The 17,589-nt window shown below is 61.1% G+C and carries 16 protein-coding genes; 12 read left to right on the top strand and 4 right to left on the bottom strand.

What is annotated here, in order from left to right; translation table 11 throughout:
* Positions 1-65: 65 nt before the first annotated feature.
* The 3 genes from ACW9IB_RS08225 (at position 66) to ACW9IB_RS08215 (ending at position 3,201) form a co-directional block, all read left to right on the top strand.
* A complete protein-coding gene (locus ACW9IB_RS08225) occupies positions 66-1,163 on the top strand; it encodes a carboxynorspermidine decarboxylase (protein WP_457363988.1) in 1,098 nt (365 codons plus the stop codon).
* Between the two features lie 30 nt (positions 1,164-1,193).
* On the top strand, positions 1,194-2,438 hold the full coding sequence (locus ACW9IB_RS08220; protein ID WP_457413157.1) for a saccharopine dehydrogenase family protein: 1,245 nt from the start codon (positions 1,194-1,196) through the stop codon (positions 2,436-2,438).
* Between the two features lie 523 nt (positions 2,439-2,961).
* Complete coding sequence (locus tag ACW9IB_RS08215; RefSeq protein ID WP_457413155.1) at positions 2,962-3,201, top strand: DUF6124 family protein; 240 nt, start codon at positions 2,962-2,964, stop codon at positions 3,199-3,201.
* 141 nt (positions 3,202-3,342) lie between these two features.
* On the opposite strand, the gene ACW9IB_RS08210 is transcribed toward ACW9IB_RS08215, so the two are convergent.
* Positions 3,343-4,122, bottom strand: a complete 780-nt coding sequence (locus ACW9IB_RS08210; RefSeq protein WP_457413152.1) for an IclR family transcriptional regulator — start codon at positions 4,120-4,122, stop codon at positions 3,343-3,345.
* Positions 4,123-4,337: 215 nt separating this feature from the next.
* On the opposite strand from ACW9IB_RS08210, the gene ACW9IB_RS08205 reads away from it, so the two are divergent.
* From ACW9IB_RS08205 to ACW9IB_RS08185, 5 genes are all read left to right on the top strand, one after another.
* Positions 4,338-5,120 (top strand): ABC transporter substrate-binding protein, encoded by a 783-nt coding sequence (locus tag ACW9IB_RS08205; RefSeq protein WP_457413150.1) that lies wholly within the window; start codon positions 4,338-4,340, stop codon positions 5,118-5,120.
* Positions 5,117-5,785 (top strand): amino acid ABC transporter permease, encoded by a 669-nt coding sequence (locus tag ACW9IB_RS08200; protein ID WP_457413149.1) that lies wholly within the window; start codon positions 5,117-5,119, stop codon positions 5,783-5,785. The genes ACW9IB_RS08205 and ACW9IB_RS08200 overlap by 4 nt, the downstream gene beginning before the upstream one ends.
* On the top strand, positions 5,782-6,534 hold the full coding sequence (locus ACW9IB_RS08195) for an amino acid ABC transporter ATP-binding protein (RefSeq protein WP_457413147.1): 753 nt from the start codon (positions 5,782-5,784) through the stop codon (positions 6,532-6,534). The genes ACW9IB_RS08200 and ACW9IB_RS08195 overlap by 4 nt, the downstream gene beginning before the upstream one ends.
* Positions 6,531-7,796 (top strand): NAD(P)/FAD-dependent oxidoreductase, encoded by a 1,266-nt coding sequence (locus tag ACW9IB_RS08190; RefSeq protein WP_457413144.1) that lies wholly within the window; start codon positions 6,531-6,533, stop codon positions 7,794-7,796. The genes ACW9IB_RS08195 and ACW9IB_RS08190 overlap by 4 nt, the downstream gene beginning before the upstream one ends.
* Positions 7,797-7,886: 90 nt before the next feature.
* Complete coding sequence (locus ACW9IB_RS08185) at positions 7,887-8,330, top strand: cupin domain-containing protein (RefSeq protein ID WP_457363995.1); 444 nt, start codon at positions 7,887-7,889, stop codon at positions 8,328-8,330.
* A 23-nt stretch (positions 8,331-8,353) separates the two neighbouring features.
* Here the strand turns inward: ACW9IB_RS08185 and ACW9IB_RS08180 are convergent, their stop codons facing one another.
* Together ACW9IB_RS08180 and glsB are read right to left on the bottom strand one after the other, a co-directional pair.
* Positions 8,354-11,329 carry an amino acid adenylation domain-containing protein gene (locus ACW9IB_RS08180; protein WP_457413142.1) on the bottom strand — a complete coding sequence of 992 codons (2,976 nt, stop codon included), beginning with the start codon at positions 11,327-11,329 and terminating at the stop codon, positions 8,354-8,356.
* 140 nt (positions 11,330-11,469) lie between these two features.
* Positions 11,470-12,378 (bottom strand): glutaminase B, encoded by a 909-nt coding sequence (gene glsB / locus ACW9IB_RS08175; protein WP_457413217.1) that lies wholly within the window; start codon positions 12,376-12,378, stop codon positions 11,470-11,472.
* A 103-nt stretch (positions 12,379-12,481) separates the two neighbouring features.
* Between glsB and ACW9IB_RS08170 the strand changes: the two genes are divergently transcribed.
* Entirely contained in the window at positions 12,482-12,832 is a 351-nt protein-coding gene (locus ACW9IB_RS08170) for a hypothetical protein (protein WP_457413141.1), read from the top strand.
* Positions 12,833-12,971: 139 nt separating this feature from the next.
* Here the strand turns inward: ACW9IB_RS08170 and ACW9IB_RS08165 are convergent, their stop codons facing one another.
* A complete protein-coding gene (locus ACW9IB_RS08165; protein ID WP_457413139.1) occupies positions 12,972-13,382 on the bottom strand; it encodes a hypothetical protein in 411 nt (136 codons plus the stop codon).
* Positions 13,383-13,491: 109 nt separating this feature from the next.
* Between ACW9IB_RS08165 and ACW9IB_RS08160 the strand changes: the two genes are divergently transcribed.
* The 3 genes from ACW9IB_RS08160 to ACW9IB_RS08150 all read left to right on the top strand — a co-directional run bounded on the left by ACW9IB_RS08160 (position 13,492) and on the right by ACW9IB_RS08150 (position 17,588).
* Positions 13,492-14,346, top strand: coding sequence for an AraC family transcriptional regulator (locus tag ACW9IB_RS08160; protein WP_457413137.1), 855 nt, complete (start codon positions 13,492-13,494; stop codon positions 14,344-14,346).
* Between the two features lie 100 nt (positions 14,347-14,446).
* Positions 14,447-16,516 (top strand): TonB-dependent receptor, encoded by a 2,070-nt coding sequence (locus ACW9IB_RS08155; RefSeq protein ID WP_457364000.1) that lies wholly within the window; start codon positions 14,447-14,449, stop codon positions 16,514-16,516.
* Between the two features lie 181 nt (positions 16,517-16,697).
* Entirely contained in the window at positions 16,698-17,588 is an 891-nt protein-coding gene (locus tag ACW9IB_RS08150; RefSeq protein WP_457364001.1) for a helix-turn-helix transcriptional regulator, read from the top strand.
* The last annotated feature ends 1 nt before the right edge of the window (position 17,589 follow it).

The following is a 17,589-nucleotide window of genomic DNA, read 5'->3' as shown; positions in this document are numbered from 1 at the left end:
ATTCGATCCAAGTGCGGGCACAATGCGTGTCCTTTTTTGGCAGGCACCGCCGCAGGCTCTCAAAAATGATCAAAACGCCGTATTACCTCATCGATAAACAGAAGCTTCTGGTCAACATGCAGAAGATTGCCTACGTGCGCGAACACTCCGGCGCCAAGGCTCTGCTGGCGCTCAAGTGCTTTGCCACCTGGTCGGTGTTCGACCTGATGCAGCAATACATGGACGGCACCACCTCGTCCTCGCTGTATGAGCTCAAGCTCGGCCGCCAGAAGTTCGAAGGCGAGGCGCACGCCTACAGCGTGGCCTGGGCCGACGATGAAATCGAAGAGATGCTGGATAACTGCGACAAGATCATCTTCAACTCCATCAGCCAGTTGCAGCGTTTTGCCGAACGCAGCGAAGGCAAGACCCGCGGCCTGCGCGTGAACCCGCAGGTGAGCAGTTCCGACTACCTGCTGGCCGACCCGGCGCGCCCGTTCAGCCGTCTGGGCGAATGGGACCCGGTGAAGATCGAAGGCGTGATCGATCAGATTTCCGGCTTCATGTTCCACAACAACTGCGAGAACGGCGACTTCAGCCTGTTCGACAAAATGCTTGGCGTGATTGAAGAACGCTTCGGCGCGCTGCTGCACAAGGTCCAGTGGGTCAGCCTCGGCGGCGGCATCCACTTCACCGGTGAAGACTATGCGGTGGACGCGTTCTGCGCCCGCTTGAAGGCGTTCTCCGAAAAGTACGGCGTGCAGGTCTACCTGGAACCCGGCGAAGCGGCGATCACCAACAGCGCCTCCCTGGAAGTGACCGTGCTCGACACCCTCTACAACGGCAAGAACCTCGCCGTGGTAGACAGCTCCATCGAAGCCCACTTGCTGGACCTGCTGATCTATCGCCTCAACGCCAAGCTGGCGCCGAGCGATGGCGAACACACCTATATGGTGTGCGGCAAATCCTGCCTGGCCGGGGACATCTTCGGCGAATATCAATTCGATCGTCCGCTGGCCATCGGCGATCGGCTGTCGTTCATCGACACCGCAGGCTACACCATGGTCAAGAAAAACTGGTTCAACGGCCTGAAAATGCCGTCCATCGTAGTGAAACAACTCGACGGTACTGTCGAGGTGGTTCGTGAATTTGGTTACGAAGACTACCTGTCCAGCCTGTCCTGAGGCCGGCCAGATAAAGGAGAGATAAAGCAATTGAAAAAGAACGTTCTTATCATTGGTGCAGGAGGTGTCGCCAAGGTGGTGGCCCACAAGTGCGCGCAGCACAACGACGAACTCGGTCGTATTGCTATCGCGTCGCGCAACATCTCCAAATGCCAGGCCATCATCGACAGCGTCAAGGCCAAGGGAGCCTTTAAAGTTCCCGCCGACATCAAGGCCTACACGCTGAACGCCCTGGACGTGGAAGCGACCAAGGCCCTGATCCGCGAGACCGAATCGCAGATCGTCATCAACGTGGGTTCCGCGTTCCTCAACATGTCGGTCCTGCGGGCCTGCATCGACACAGGCGTTGCGTACCTCGACACCGCCATCCACGAAGAGCCGGGCAAGGTCTGCGAGACCCCGCCGTGGTACGGCAACTACGAATGGAACCACCTGGAAGAGTGCAAGCAGAAGAACATCACGGCCATCCTTGGCGTGGGCTTCGACCCGGGTGTGGTCAACGCGTATGCCGCGCTGGCAGCACAACAGCATTTCGACCGCATTGATTCGATCGACATTCTCGACGTCAATGCCGGCTCCCATGGCAAATATTTCGCCACCAATTTCGATCCGGAAATCAACTTCCGCGAATTTACCGGGCAGGTGTGGAGCTGGCAGAACAGCCAGTGGACCAGCAACACCATGTTCGAAGTCAAGCGCACCGATGACCTGCCGGTGGTCGGTTCGCAGAATCTCTACCTTACCGGCCACGATGAAGTGCACTCGCTGTCGAAAAACCTCGACGTGCCCAACGTGCGTTTCTGGATGAGCTTCGGCGAGCACTACATCAATGTGTTCACCGTGCTGAACAACCTCGGCCTGCTCTCCGAAAAACCGGTCAAGACCGCCGAGGGCCTGGACGTGGTGCCGTTGAAAGTGGTCAAGGCCGTGCTGCCCGACCCGTCTTCACTGGCCCCGGGCTACACCGGCAAGACCTGCATCGGCGACCTGGTCAAGGGCACCAAGAACGGCCAGCCGCGCGAGGTGTTCATCTACAACGTGGCCGACCACGAAGAAGCCTTCGCCGAGACCGACAGCCAGGGCATTTCCTACACCGCAGGCGTTCCACCCGTGGCCGCTGCGCTGCTGGTTGCCCGTGGCGAGTGGGATGTGTCGCGCATGGTCAACGTCGAGGAACTGCCGGCCGAGCCGTTCCTCAAGGCGCTGGATGTGATGGGCCTGCCGACCCGTATCAAGGACGAGCACGGTGATCGTGCGTGGGATGCGACTGCCTGATAGGCGATAGCGGACCAAAAAAATGCGCCCTCAGGGGCGCATTTTTTGTTTGGGGAAAACACAGCCCTCACGACCAATGAGGTCAAATGTGGGAGCTGGCTTGCCTGCGAAGGCGGCCTCCCAGGACCGGATGTACTGGCTGACACACCGCTATCGCAGGCAAGCCAGCTCCCACATGGGATTTGTGGTGCTCTAGCACAGTGGTATACGGCGCTTGCTGTGCTCAGAGATTTCCCACAAGGCTTTCAGGTTGTCCCTGGGAACTTCACTGGCTAACCTCCTCGCCGTCGCCGCCCATTCAGCGGCCGGATTTGACCGTCCGACCTTGTTAACGAACTGCTACGCCCTGCACCCGTCTTAGGCGTTTTTTTGTGCCTGAGGTATTGTGTTGCGGCAGTTGTGCGCGGGATACCTTCGGGTATGCCGGGTTCGTTGACAACCGGTCGGTCAACCCGCGTACAGCTGCCACCCTCTTCGTTTGACCGCGAACGCTGGCGGCTCCACTTGTCGACGGAGTTCCACCATGATCAAAGACAGTCCAAATCCCCCCGCAACCCTTTTCACTGTCCGCCCTGACCTGGGCACCGAAACCCTGCTGGCCAATGCCACGCAAGACCTGGCCTGCCTCAACGACATCGCCGCCCATCTCGCCTTTGAAGTCGAGGGTGCTCAACGCAATGTGGCGCTGGGTATCTGCCGCATGCTTGAAGGTGTGCAACTGTTGGTGGACAAGGCGTTGGATCAGACTTGCCCGGCGGCCTGAGCGAACAACAATCTCAAGCCCAATGAAACTCAACTGTGGGAGCTGGCTTGCCTGCGATGACGGTGTGTCAGCCAACACATCCGGTACTGAAAGAGCGCCATCGCAGGCAAGCCAGCTCCCACATTTAAATATCAGTGCCTGTTATTCCAGGTTACGAGCTGAATTGCTCAACGCTCTTGAGCACTGCAACAACGCCGGCGCCAATTGCTTCTCTGCATCCGCCCGGGTCCACCGGCTCGTCGGCGCTACCACGTGCACCGCCGCCACTGGCCGACCATTGGCGCCAAGTACGGGCGCGCCAATGGTCATGTCACCGAGAAACAGCTCCTGGCCGTTCACCGCATAACCCTGCTCGCGCACCAGTTGCAATGACTCCAGAATCCTGTCGACTTCCGTCAGCGTCTGGCTGGTATGGGTAACCCGTTGGCTGTGCTCGATCAATACCAGCGCCTCCTCCTGCGGCAACGCGCTCAGATACGCCCGGCCTGATGCGGTGCAGTACATCGGCACCCGCGAGCCGATCGGCATGTGTACCGGCACAAACCCCGAGCTGACGAAACGTGCGATGTAAGTCATGTCATAGCCCGCCGGCTCGGTCAGGCACGAGGTCTCGCCTGTCAACCTCGTCAACTCCGACAGGAACGGGTTGGCCACCTCGATCAACGAATGCGCATCCAGGTAACTGAAGCCCAGTTCCAGCACATGCGGGGTGAGTTGGTAATGCCGTGTGCGCGGGTGTTTCCGAAGGTAACCCAGGCTTTCGAGGGTAAACACCATGCGCTGGGCCGAGCTTTTGGTCATGCCCGCGGCCTCGGCCACCTCTGCAAGGCTCATGCTGCGGCGCTGTGCGCTGAATGCCTTGAGCACCGACAGGCCTTTTTCCAGGGATTGGTTGTGCAGACTGTTGCGTTCTTCAGACATGGCGGACTCGCGGTCAGGTCGATCAAGCGTGGCGATATTTCTACCGCAAATCACAAAAACAGGCCACAAAATATCGCATATCGATACGAATGGTTCATTTTGTCGATTTTCTATAGCGATATACGATTCACATCAATCGCAATGGCACAGAGCTTGCGGTTTCATCCGCAGCCGCTTGCGCTACTGACTTTCCGTTTTCCTTCTGGAGTAACCCGATGAACAGTCTTTCGCCCTTGTTTCGCCGCCTTGCCTTCGCCCTGTGCGCCACGCTGTGTGCCACTGCCGTGCACGCCGAGGGTGCGTCTTCGTACAAAGTCGGTGCAACGGCCAGTGGTTCGCCGTTCACCTTCCTCGACATCAAGAGCAACAGCATCCAGGGTGTAATGGTCGACGTGGCCGAGGCCGTGGGCAAGGCCGGCGGCTTCACCAGCCAGATCGAGCAGACCAATTTCGCCGCGCTGATCCCCTCCCTCACCTCCGGCAAGCTGGATTTCATTTCGGCCGGCATGCTCAAGACCGAAGAGCGCACCAAAGTCGTCGACTTCAGCTCCCCGGTGTATGCCTACGGTGAAGGGCTGATCGTCAACGCCGACGACAACGCCGCCTACCCGGATCTCACGCCGTTGAAAGACCAAGTGGTCGGTGTGCAGGCCGGCACCATCTTTTATGACCAGCTCAACAAGCTCGGCATCTTCAAGGAAATCCGCACCTACGACTCCATCGGCGAGATGGTTCGCGACCTGTCGCTGGGGCGTATCAAGGCCGCCGTGGGCGACCAGCCGGTGGTGGCGTACCAGATTCGCCAGAAGCTGTTCAAAGGCGTGAAGCTTGCCCCTGACTACAAGCCCGCCAACGTCGGCGAAGTGTGCCTGGTGGTGCGCAAGGGCGACACGCAAACCCTGGAACGCCTGAACAGCGCCATCGCCAGCATCAAGGCCGACGGCACCCTGGACAGCATCCTCAAGAAATGGGGGCTCGATGCCCAGGTGCGCCCATGAACCTGAGTGAGTTCCTGCAAAACGCCCAGGACTTCCTGCCTATTTTGCTGCAAGGCGCCTGGGTGACGATCCAGATCACCGTGCTGTCGTTCCTGCTCAGCAGTGCCATCGGCCTGGTGCTGGCGTTGCTCAAGCTGTCGCCGATCCGTGCGTTGTCGTGGGTGGCCAGCACCATCATCAATGTGATCCGTGGCCTGCCGATCATCGTGCAGTTGTTCTACATCTACTTCGTGCTGCCGGACATGGGCGTGCACCTCACCGCGTTTTATGCCGGTGTGATCGGCATGGGCATCGCTTATTCGGCGTACCAGGCCGAGAACTTTCGCACCGGCATCATCGCCGTCGAACAGGGCCAGCGCGAAGCCGCCGAGGCCCTGGGCATGCGCTCGGTACTGATGATGCGCCGGGTGATCCTGCCCCAGGCGTTTCGCATCGCCCTGCCGCCCTACGGCAACACCCTGGTGATGATGCTCAAGGACTCGTCCCTGGTGTCGACCATCACCGTGGCCGAGATGACCCGCCAGGGCCAACTGATCGCCTCGTCGACCTTCCAGAACATGACCGTCTACACCCTGGTCGCCCTGCTCTACCTGTTGATGAGCCTGCCGCTGGTGTATGCCCTGCGCCGCATGGAGCAGCACCTGGGCCGGAGGAAAAAAGCATGATCGAGATTCGCCAACTGCAAAAACATTACGGCAGCCACCGCGTGCTGCATGGCGTCGACCTCGACGTGGCCAAAGGCGAGGTGGTGTGTCTGATCGGCCCCTCGGGCTCGGGCAAGTCCACCCTGCTGCGCTGCATCAATGCGCTGGAAGCCTACGACGGTGGCAGCATCACCGCGTTCGGCGAAACGGTGCAGCGCGCCAGCAAGAGCGTGCATGCCCTGCGCAGCCACATGGGCATGGTGTTCCAGCGCTTCAACCTGTTCCCACACCGCACGGTGCTGGAAAACGTCATGGAAGGCCCGGTGTACGTCAAAGGCGAGTCGCCCAGGCAAGCTCGCGAAGAAGCCTTGGTGCTGCTGGAAAAAGTCGGTTTGAGCGCCAAGGCCGACGCCTACCCGGAACAACTCTCCGGCGGCCAGCAGCAACGCGTGGCCATTGCCCGCGCCCTGGCGATGAAACCCGAAGCCATGCTGTTCGACGAACCGACCTCGGCCCTCGACCCGGAGTTGGTCGGCGACGTGCTGGCGGTGATGCGCACCCTGGCCGATGAAGGCATGACCATGATCGTGGTCACCCACGAAATGGGCTTCGCCCGCGAAGTGGCCGACCGCGTGTGTTTCCTGCACGGCGGCTACATCGTCGAAAGCGGCCCGGCCGAGCAAGTGCTGGGCAACCCGCAGCAACCGCGCACCCAGGACTTCCTGCGCCGCGTGCTGCACCCCACTGGCGATACGCGGAGCCTGTCATGACGTCATTGTGGTCAGCGACCGCGCCGGCGGCGGTGCCGACGCCCGCGTTGAGCGAATCGATAAACGTGGATGTGGCCATCGTCGGCGCCGGCTATACCGGCCTGTCCACCGCGCTGCACCTGGCCGAGCGCGGCGCGAGCGTGTGTGTGCTGGAAGCCAATGAACCAGGCTGGGGCGCCTCGGGACGCAATGGCGGGCAGGTCAACCCCACACTCAAATACGACCCTGAACAACTGGTGCGCCTGTACGGGTCGGAACGCGCCGAGCCGCTGATTGCCACGGTGTCGAATTCGGCAGACCTGGTGTTCAACTTGATCGACAAGCACGGCATCGAATGCGCCCCGGTACGCAAAGGCTGGATGCAGGTGTCGTACAGCCAAAAAGGCGTGGCCGGGCTGCACGCCCGGGCCGATCAATGGGCCAAACGCGGCGTGCCGGTGCAGCGCCTGGACGCCAGCGCCGTGGCTTCACGCATGGGCAGCACGGCCTTTGCCGGGGGTTGGCTGGATGGCCGCGCGGGGGCAATTCAACCGTTGGCGTATGCCCGTGGGTTGGTGGGTGCGGCGTTGGCGGCGGGGGCTCGGATTCACGGGCAGAGCGCAGTGACCGACTTGCAGCGCCAGGGTTCGGGTTGGCAATTGACCACCGTCGGCGGCGCCCAGGTACGGGCCGATCAAGTGGTACTGGCCACCAATGGCTACAGCGGCAACCTATGGCCCGGCATGGCCCAGAGTATCCTGGCGGCCAACAGTTTTATCGTCGCCACCCGGCCATTGAGCGGACGCGCAGCCGACAGCATTTTGCCGGGACAGGAAACCGTTTCCACCGCACAAAGGTTGCTGCTGTATTTCCGCAAAGACAGCCATGGCCGCTTGCTGATGGGCGGGCGCGGGCTGTTCAACGACCCCGGCTCGCCCACGGATTTCGCCCACCTGGAGCGCTCGCTGGCGCTGCTGTTTCCCGAGCTGGGGCCGTTGGCATTCGAGTACCGCTGGGCCGGGCGTATCGCGATCACACGGGACTTCATGCCCCATGTGCACGAGCCCGCACCTGGGCTCACCCTGGCGCTGGGCTGCAATGGCCGGGGCATCGCGCTGTGCACCAGCCTGGGCCAGCAACTGGCTGGCAAGCTGTGCGACAGCCGCCCGACGTTTGCCTACCCGGTGACCCCGTTGCAGCGCCTGCCGATGCACGGGTTGCAGCGTTTTTACATCGGTGCCGGCGTGGCGTGGTACAGCCTGCTGGATCGGCTGTCCTTGTAGGCATTGTCGATTGCAGGGAATATTCAGCGGCGCTGAAACGTTATACCCGCGAATATTCCCCGCAAAATGCTCGCCCCAAGGAAGAGAACCATGAAACACACCCTCGCTGTCGCCCTCCTGACCGCCCCGCTGCTGTGCACTGGCGTCGCCATGGCTGACACGCTCAGCCCCACCAAGACGTCCCACGAACAAGTCAGCGGCAGCATCTTCTCGCGCCCCGACGCGGTCAAAGGCACCTTCGCCGGCGCTCCGACCGTTGACGTGGTGACCCACGAATCCGCAGACAAAGCCTTCCAGACCGGCATGTACAAATCCGGCCCGATGCGCGAAGAACTGGGCGCGCCAGGCACGCCGTATGAAGAGTTCCTGTACTTCACCGCCGGCGGCGTAACCCTCACCTCCACCGACGGCAAGGTGATCACCGTCAAGGCCGGCGAGTCGGTGTCCATTCCCAAAGGCTGGACGGGAGTGTTCGAGACCAAGGGCTACGAAAAGATTTATGCGATTTACGATGCGGAGGCCACGAAGAAGTAACGCTCTAAAGAGGCGGTTACGCTTCAGGCGTGGCGCTGCAACCACTCCAGATAACGCGCCAGCACCTCCCCGGATAATTCGGACTCGTGAATGCCGCTGCCCCGTAAAAACATCCGGGTGTTGGTGCGATCCCACGCGTAGTTGCGCTGGTACAGCTCGAGGATGGTTTCACCGTGGTGCATATCATCCTTGAACATCCCCAGTAGCGGGTAAAGCAGTGATTCCAGGTCGTGCTCCCATAAGGCTACCCACTGTGCGTAAGGCACCACCGCCAGACGTCGCCCGTAATACCGGCCAACCCGCGCGCAAAACTGCTTGAGGCTCAGATCAGTGCGCGCGGTCTGGCACAGGTTGAACTTCTTGCCCAAGGCTGCGGGTTGACGGGCAATGTGAGCGACGGCCCGGGACATGTAGTCAACGGTGGTCAAACCCTCGCGCATTTGATGCAGGTCCGGCACCGCGCCCTTATCAAGGCAGGTCTTGATAAACCGCCCCCACCATTGGTATTCGGCGCAGGCGCCGGTGCGGCTGTGACAAGTCGCATATCCCAGACGGAATGTCATCAAAGGCAATCCCTTGGCTGCCGCCAGATCAGCGATCTTTTCCATGACCCACTTGCTTTGCACGTACCCCAAGTCGTGCCGGATGGCCGGCAGGTTTTCATCGATGGAATCACCCTCGAACACACGGCGCTTGTGGGTGTAACGGTGCCCCCAACTGTAAATCGAGATGGTCGACATCAGCATCAAGGCCTTGGTCTTTCCGTCGCCGCAAAAACGCAGGACACGCCTGAGGCCTTCGACGTTATCGGCCCTCATGTGCGAGTAATGCCGGATGAAATTGACCGCGCTGGCTGAATGCACAACCACGTCGATTGCCTTACAAAGCCACGCATAGGTCGCCGGTTCTATCCCCATGTTCGCCTTGGCCAAGTCACTGACACAAACCTGCACGCGTGCCCAGTCATCGGACCGTATCTGGACGTGATAGCGCTCGCTGATCTGCTGAAGCCGCGCCAGCCCGGCTGCCGGTGAGTCGCAACGGATCGGACAGTGGATCAGGGCCTCGCTGGTCTCAAGCAACTCCTTGAGCAGATGGATACCGACAAATCCGGTCGCGCCGGTCAGCAGGACGTGGGTGGGACAACTGAGTTGAGCATCGTCAAAATGGTCTGAAAACTCAGTGTCGGGGTCCAGGTACAGGTCTTTCTCGAGTTCGCTCGCCGGCTGGATCCGCTCTTGCGCACCTGCCTGTGTGCGACGCCCAAGCTCGGCGGCCAGGTCTTTGAGCACGCCATGCTCATAGACATCGCGAACGGACACCGACAGCCCGAAGCGAGCGGATAACAGGTGGGCCATCTGCGCAACACGCAGTGAATGGCCGCCCACTTCAAGAAAACTGTCGTTCGGCGAAAACTCGGCATGGCCCAGCAGCTCGGACCAAGCCTGTGCAACCTCAAGCTGATGCTTGTCGGTAAATCGCTCAACGTCCAGGGACCCGGGTTTCTGATGCTTCAGCCTTTCAAGCAAGGCGACCTTGTCCGTCTTGCCATTGGCGTTACTCGGCAACACCTCCAGACAGACGTATTCGAACGGCACCATGTAATCCGGCAAGTCGGCCTCCAGGCTACGGCGCAGGTTGGCTGACAGCTGCATCGGGTGCAGTTTTCGACTGGTGGGCACGACAAACGCCACCAGCCGTTTTTCCGCCTGCGTCCCCTCGTCCACCACCACGACCGCAGCACTTCGAACAGACGGTTCCTTGAGCAAACGCGCTTCAATCTCGCCGAGTTCAACACGGTAGCCGCGTATTTTGACTTGCCCATCGAGCCGGCCAAGGAACTGAAGGCTGCCATCCTCCAGCGTTCGGGCCTGATCGCCGCTGCGGTACAGGCGGCAACCAAGGGTTTCAGAATGGATGAAACGCTGCGCAGTCAGCTCAGGCGCCCCAAGGTAGCCACGTGCCAGGCAAGGGCCGGCGATACACAACTCGCCCACACCCCCCGCCGGAACTTCCTGCTGTTGCTCGTCGAGGATGTACACCTTGCAGGCACCTATGGGAAACCCGATGGTGTCAGGCCGTTTCAGTCGTTTGCTCTGCACGACGTGCGAGGTCACGAAAATCGTCGTTTCGGTGGGGCCATAACAATCCACCAGCCGATAAGGCAAATGCTCCAGCGCGACGGGATGCAGTTTCTCCCCGCAGGTGTAGAGGTATTCGAGTTTCAGACCGTCCGGTTGCGAGGCATTCACAACGTCGTAGATTCTTAACGTCGGTACAAAGGCATGGGTGATGTGATGGTTCACACAAAAGGCCAGGAACGCCGCACTGTTGAGCAGCGACTCTTCATCGAGCACAAACAGGCACGCACCCGCGATCAGGTTTGACCAGATTTCCGCCTGGCTCAGATCGAAACCCACCGCTGCCATCAACGTGGAACGGCTGAACGTGCCGATACCCAGATTGGCGTTGTGTACCCGCAGCAATTCGATCACCGAGCGATGTTCGATGACGACGCCCTTTGGATTCCCGGTAGTCCCGGAGGTAAAAATCACGTACATCACATCGCGAGGCGTGATCTCGACCGGCTGAAATACTGAAGCTTGCGGCGTGGCCAATAGTTCGTCGACGGAGAGCAGGCGACAATCGGGCAGCGCGGCCTGATCATCGAACCGAGTTGAAAGCACCAGGGAGGCGCCACATTGCCGGGCAATATACTCCTTGCGGTTTTGCGGCAGTGCCCGGTCGAGCGGCACATAGGCGGCCCCGGTCTTGAGCACAGACAGCAGCGCGATGATCAAGGCCACCGAACGCTCGGCCTGCACCAGCACCAAGTCGCCGGGCCCGATCTGCATTCGCTGCAAATGCGCGGCTATGGTGCCGCTCTGACGGTCAAGCTCAGCGTAGGTGAGTTGCTGATCAAGGCCTACGACTGCCAGATGCTGTGGATTTTGAGCGACCTGCTGGCGAAACGCGTGCAGCACTGTAAGCGGCGACATTTCAGGATCCTCCTGACGAATAGCTCCTCGCCAACACACTGCGTGGCACGTTGAACCCCGTATTTTTCCTCGCACGCTTCAAAACGTAACCTGTCAATACTGACAGTTTTTAAGCGTGTTTTCTAATAACACCTATAACCTCAAAACACCGACCACCCAATCCGCTCACTCAACAACTCCAGCGCCTTCATCCCCGCCAGCGAGTTCCCCGCCGCATTCAGCTCCGGCGACCACACGCACACCGTAAACTGCCCCGGCACCACCGCAACGATCCCGCCGCCCACGCCGCTCTTGCCCGGCAGGCCCACGCGATAGGCGAAGTTGCCCGCTTCGTCGTACAGCCCGCTGGTGGCCATGATCGAGTTCACTTGTTTGGTCTGGCGGGCACTGAGGATCTGTTCGCCGCTGTGGGCGCTCACGCCTTCGTTGGCCAGGAAACTGAACGCGCGCGCCAGGTCCAGGCAGCTCATTTGCAGCGCGCAGTAGTTGAAGTAGCTGTGCAGCACGGCGTCCACATCGTTGTGGAAGTTGCCGAACGATTTCATCAGGTAGGCCATGGCTGCATTGCGCGCGCCATGCCGGGCCTCGGAGTCGGCGACCACACTGTCCACCAGAATCTGCGGGTTGCCCGACAGACGCCGAACGAAATCGCGCATCGACAGGATCGGTACGGCGAAACGCGACTGGTTGATATCGCAGATCACCAGCGCACCGGCATTGATAAAGGGGTTGCGCGGCCGGCCGCGCTCGAACTCCAACTGCACCAGCGAGTTGAACGGCTGTCCCGAAGGTTCGTGGCCCAGGCGCTCCCAGATGGTTTCACCGCCATGGTCGATGGCCTGCACCAGGCTGAACACCTTGGAAATGCTCTGCACCGAAAACAGCGTGTGGGCGTCGCCGGCGCAATAGGCCGAACCGTCGTTGCCGTACACGGCGATGCCCAGTTGGTTGGCCGGCACATCGGCCAGCGCGGGGATGTAGTCGGCGACTTTGCCGAGGCCGATCAAGGGGCGGACTTCATCGAGAATCGACGCAAGCATCGCCTGCATGTCTTGTGCTGTCATGGTTCGTTGAATCAGTGATCGCGGGGCGCGGAGGATACCCGAAGCGGATGCTAAGATGCGCTCCCCTTCTGCACTCAGGATGCCCCGAATGAAATGCTACCTCGCCCTCGCCAGCCTGCTGCTGGTCAGCGCCTGCACCTCGACCCCACACACCACCACGCCACCGGCCAAGAATGCCAGCGCCTCCGAGTGCCTGGCGGGTGGCGGCACGATGAGACAGGTCGGCAAATTGCAAAGCTGGCAATGCATCACGCCTTACAAGGACGCGGGCAAGGCCTGTACCGATTCAAGCCAGTGCGAAGGCGAATGCCAGACCAGCGTCACCACCCAATCGGGCAAAGGCCCGGTGACCGGCGCCTGTCAGGCGGACAACGGCCACTTCGGCTGCTCGGCAACGGTGGAGAAAGGCCAATTGGGCCGGGCGATCTGCATCGACTGAACGACGCTTCGGTGAAACAGTGGAAGCAACTCAGCTCCCACACTGGATCTCTATTGTTGGCAAGAAAGCGCCCGGCGCGATGGCCCTGCTGGCAGCGCTTTCCAGCCACAGCCAATCCCCTGTGGAAGTGTGCCGTTGTTCAGAATTGCGCCACATCCGACACCCGCTCATCCAGCACATCCCGCGCCAACGCCCAGGCGCGATCACTGGATTCCACCACCAGCAGCGGGTAACCCCAGGCCTTGCCGAACGTCACGGTGAACGGTTTGAGCGCCAGGCGCTTGGCGGCGCTGGGCTCCACCTGGATCATGCCTTTGACGAACGTGCGCAGCGCCTGGCGGTTCTTTTTCATCCAGATCGAAGCATATCGGCGCTCCTCATGGGCATGTTCGTGGTTGTGTTCGTCGACGGCCTTTTCATGCAGCAGCACGAACGGTTGCTGGCGCGCCAACAAGCCTTCGAAGGCTCCGAAAACTTCCTCCGGCCCGCTGTCGCTGGGTGCGTCGAACAAGATATTCACCACGGGAAACGTTGAACTGTCGAGTCGCATGACTGAGCTCCTTATTGAGAACTGATCTCACTTTAATCGCCAAGCCACTGGACGGCATTGCACAGAATAGCCAGACTATTTCGCAATTCAGCCAACCTGTCGTAGCGCCATGAAACAGCATCGTCTCCAGACCCATGACCCGCACATGGCCATGAACGCCGACCTGATCCCCCGCGCCGTGGTGGCCGTGGGTGCCAGCAGTGCGTCGGAAAGCTGGGAGCACGTGCAGCACCAGCACCTCAAGGGTCAATTGATCTACACCTTGCGCGGTGTGGTGCATTGCGAAGTCGAAGCGGGGATCTGGCTGGTGCCGCCGCAGTGCGCGCTGTGGATACCCGGCAGCATTCCCCATGCGGCGCGCGGCAACGGCGAAGCGCAGGTGTATTGCCTGCTGATCGATCCGCAGGCCGCCAACGCCCTGCCCTCCAAGTGCTGCACCCTGGCGGTGTCGGGGCTGGTGCATGAATTGATCAGCAAGGCCGTTGGCTTTCCACAGCTGTACGACGAAGCGGGCGCACAAGGGCGCCTGATCGGCACGCTGCTGGATGAACTGGCCCAGTCGCCGGTCGAAGACCTGCACTTGCCCATGCCTCGGGACCTGCGGCTGCGGCGCCTGGCCAATCGCCTGCTGGCCGATCCGGCCGACAAGGCCACGCTCGACCAATGGGCCGTGCGCATCGGCATGAGCGAGCGCAGCATGACCCGCCTGCTGCTGGAGGAACTGGGCCTGAGCTTCGGACGCTGGCGCCGGCAATTGCATGTGATCCTGTCGGTGCAACGCCTGGCCAAGGGCGAGAGCGTGCAACGCGTGGCGCTGGACCTGGGCTACGAGAACGCCAGCGGCTTTATCACCATGTTCCGCAAGACCGTGGGCCAGCCGCCGGCACGTTATCTGGCGGACCGTACCGGGGCGTTGAAATCTCCGTCGCCGGCGACCATTGCGCTCAAGGAGGCAAAAGGCTAGCAACGTTGCACTGCAATCGGGTGATTTAAAACCCGAATCGGGTAGTGCTCAAAATGAGAACCCGTATCATTTGCACCATTCCCCTTCAGGCGTGGATCCCATGGAACGTTCTTCCCTTTCCCAAGCCGTACGCTGTGCCCTGCTGTTGTCCTGCACCCTGCCGTTGATGCAACCGGTGATGGCCGCCGACGTCAACATCGAAGAGCTGGACGCCACCGTCATCACCGCCACCAAGCAAGACACCCCGCAGTTCAAGACGGCCAACAGCGTCAGCGTTATCAAGGGCGAAAAGGTCGAGGACAGCCACCTCGACACCCTGGGCGATGTGGCCCAGCGCCAGCCCAACCTGTATTTCAGCACCTTCACCCGGCACACGCCGGCCTTGACGATTCGCGGCCTGGGCTTTTCCGATGACGAAGGCGACAGCATCAGCAACAGCGTATACATCGACGGCGTGCCGATGAACGGCCTGGTACTCGGCCAGTTGTATGACCTTGACCAGATCGAGATCCTGCGCGGCCCGCAAAACACCCTGTACGGGCAGAACAGCATGGGCGGCCTGGTTGCCCTGCGCACCCGCGACCCGGAGTTCACCGCCGGCGGCAAGGTCAAACTCGAATACGGCACCCACAACCAACAGCGCGCGGAAGTCACCGGCAACCTTCCACTGACCGAGAACACCGCCGTACGCGTCACCGTCGGCGGTGAAAAGAACGATGGCATGATCGCCAACTCCACCTTGGGCCGGCACGACACCGCCGGTTGGGACAGCGGCTTCGGGCGCATCAAGCTGCTGCATCTGGACGACGATGGCGGCGAATGGCGCTTCGGCCTGCACCACATGAACACCCATGGCGATAACGATTACTTCGCTACCCGCGACCTGGCGAAGAAGTACCAGTCCAACGCCACCGACCCCGGCACCAACAACACCGAATACACCCTGTTCACCGGCGAATACCGCAAACACTTTGCCGATGACACCCAACTGGTGGTCAACGTCGGCGCCAACCAGACCGAATGGGATTACTGGCTGCCCAAGTCACTGTTCGGCGGCCCCACCGGCTACGACATGAAGACTCGCCAATACTCCGGCGAAGCGCGCCTGAACGGCAAAAACGGCAATATCGACTGGCTGGTGGGCGGTTTCCTCTCTCATGTGCGGCGTGACGCGCCCTACACGTTCGACCTGAGCCCGTTTTTCCTCAGCGACACCAAGGCCAAAGTCGAAGGCGACACCGTGGCAACCTTCGGCGAATTGGGCTGGCGCTTCCAGCCGGAATGGCGCGCCGCCGTCGGCCTGCGCGTGGAACACAACCGCCGCACCATGGATTGGAGCAGCCAGCAAGGCGGCCTGTTCGACAGCGACGGTGACGGCGTGCCGGACACCGCTTTTGCCAGCCTCGAATCGTTCAACGACCGCAAGGTCAGCGAGACCGTGGCACTCCCGCGTTTCAGCCTGGAGTACAGCCCCAGCGAACAACACTTCACCTATCTGGTGCTGGCGCGCGGCTACAAGGCTTCGGGCTTCAACACCTACTCCACCACCGCCGCCACCGCCGGCGATGCCTACAACCCCGAGTACGGCAGCTACGCCGAGCTGGGTTATCGCTATCGCGCGCCGAGCAAGGTGTGGGAAGTGGGTGCCGATGTGTTTTACACCCGCCTGCGTGATCAGCAAGTGATCGTCGAGGATGGCGGTGGCCAAACCTCCACCAGCAACGCCGGCAAGTCCCACAACAAGGGCCTGGAACTCACCGCTACCGTACGTCCCTTGGACTCGGTGCAAGTCAACGCCTACGCCAGTCTGTTGGAAGCCCAGTTCGACGACTACACCCGCGGCGCCGTCGATTACTCCGGCAAACAGTTCCCCAGCACACCCAAGCACAGCTATGGCGTGTCGATGGACTGGGCCGCCACCGACCATATCACCGTGGGCACCGGCCTCACCCGCCAGGGCCAGTCCTACCTGTACCCCAACGCGACGCAGTCCCAGGACGCGTACACCTTGTGGGACGCCAACATCGACTATCGCCTCAAGCAATGGACCATCGGCCTGTTCGGCAAGAACCTGGGAGACACCACCTACTTCACCCGCGCCATGTCCAACGGCATGGTCATCGCCGGCCAGCCGCGCACCCTGGGTGTACGGGTCGGCATGGAGTTCTGAAGCGCGGTGTTACAACCTTGCAAATGAGAACCGTTAGTAATAACCTGCGACACATCTTGAATGCTCGCAGGGACTTCCGGGCAATGCGGTGACGCCAACCGGCGCACCGCAGGAACAGGGAAACTTGCGAGCCGTCTGCCCCCCGCCCAGGTCTTCTGGGCGGTCGCCTGCGAGGACGACCATGTACCAGTTGCGCGCTTCCACCTTTTTCGACGAAACCGCCCCCCAGGCCGGCCCACCCGGCTGCCACGTGCGCACCCAGGTGGTACAGCCCGGCCTGGAGGTGTCCCTGGTGACCTTCGACGCCAACCAGGCCGTGCGCATCAGCACCCTCGACGACAACCCTCACCTGCATTTCAGTTGCATGCTCAACGGCGATATCGACGTACGCGTCGGCCGCAAGGGCCTGCACCTGGGCAAAGACCAGGTAATGACCAGCTTTGCTCCCGCTGAACGTTTCGAGCTGGAATTCGCCCCGGCCCACCGCAACCTCGAACTGCGCATCACCCCCCAACGCCTCAGCGAACTGGCCGGTGATGACTACCAGCGCCTGGGCGAAAGCATCGAAGGTAATTTCTGCCTGCACACCACCCACGGCAACCAACGCATCAAGGACGCCGCACTGCGCCTGGAGCGGCTGCTGGGGGATGATTCGGCCTCACCGCTGCTGGTGCATTCGGCCAGCCTGGAATTCCTCGCCTGGCACCTCAAGGCGTTCAACCCCAAGGATCAGAGCGAGCAGATTTCCCGGCGCGAACAGAAGCAACTGCTGGCGGCGCGCGAACGTCTGCTGATGGACCTCAGCGCCGCACCAACCATCGAGCAATTGGCGCGCGAAACCGGGCTCAACCAGCTCAAGCTCAAGCGCGGGTTCAAGGCGATGTTCGATGTGAGCATCTACGCGCTGTTCCAGCGTGAACGCATGGGCAAGGCGCGCCAACTGCTGCAACAGCATGGGGTGACCGACACCGCCTCCATGCTCGGCTACAGCAACATCAGCCACTTCAGCGTGGCGTTTCGCAAACAGTACGGCGTGCTGCCGCGCGATGCCCGGCGCGGCGCCCTCGAGTAAG

Source organism: Pseudomonas sp. SDO524_S393 (genome assembly GCF_054071875.1).
The sequence above is the reverse complement of the archived record's forward strand: the minus strand, read 5'-3'. Positions and strand labels throughout refer to the sequence as shown.

Bases quoted from the DNA above. Each gene is read 5' to 3' on its own strand.
- ACW9IB_RS08160 (WP_457413137.1), top strand. From the start codon at position 13,492: ATGAAACAGCATCGTCTCCAGACCCATGACCCGCACATGGCCATGAAC.
- ACW9IB_RS08180 (WP_457413142.1), bottom strand. From the start codon at position 11,329: ATGTCGCCGCTTACAGTGCTGCACGCGTTTCGCCAGCAGGTCGCTCAA.
- ACW9IB_RS08155 (WP_457364000.1), top strand. From the start codon at position 14,447: ATGGAACGTTCTTCCCTTTCCCAAGCCGTACGCTGTGCCCTGCTGTTG.
- ACW9IB_RS08150 (WP_457364001.1), top strand. From the start codon at position 16,698: ATGTACCAGTTGCGCGCTTCCACCTTTTTCGACGAAACCGCCCCCCAG.
- ACW9IB_RS08215 (WP_457413155.1), top strand. From the start codon at position 2,962: ATGATCAAAGACAGTCCAAATCCCCCCGCAACCCTTTTCACTGTCCGC.
- ACW9IB_RS08225 (WP_457363988.1), top strand. From the start codon at position 66: ATGATCAAAACGCCGTATTACCTCATCGATAAACAGAAGCTTCTGGTC.
- ACW9IB_RS08210 (WP_457413152.1), bottom strand. From the start codon at position 4,122: ATGTCTGAAGAACGCAACAGTCTGCACAACCAATCCCTGGAAAAAGGC.
- ACW9IB_RS08165 (WP_457413139.1), bottom strand. From the start codon at position 13,382: ATGCGACTCGACAGTTCAACGTTTCCCGTGGTGAATATCTTGTTCGAC.
- ACW9IB_RS08205 (WP_457413150.1), top strand. From the start codon at position 4,338: ATGAACAGTCTTTCGCCCTTGTTTCGCCGCCTTGCCTTCGCCCTGTGC.
- ACW9IB_RS08170 (WP_457413141.1), top strand. From the start codon at position 12,482: ATGAAATGCTACCTCGCCCTCGCCAGCCTGCTGCTGGTCAGCGCCTGC.
- ACW9IB_RS08200 (WP_457413149.1), top strand. From the start codon at position 5,117: ATGAACCTGAGTGAGTTCCTGCAAAACGCCCAGGACTTCCTGCCTATT.
- ACW9IB_RS08185 (WP_457363995.1), top strand. From the start codon at position 7,887: ATGAAACACACCCTCGCTGTCGCCCTCCTGACCGCCCCGCTGCTGTGC.
- ACW9IB_RS08190 (WP_457413144.1), top strand. From the start codon at position 6,531: ATGACGTCATTGTGGTCAGCGACCGCGCCGGCGGCGGTGCCGACGCCC.
- glsB (WP_457413217.1), bottom strand. From the start codon at position 12,378: ATGCAGGCGATGCTTGCGTCGATTCTCGATGAAGTCCGCCCCTTGATC.
- ACW9IB_RS08195 (WP_457413147.1), top strand. From the start codon at position 5,782: ATGATCGAGATTCGCCAACTGCAAAAACATTACGGCAGCCACCGCGTG.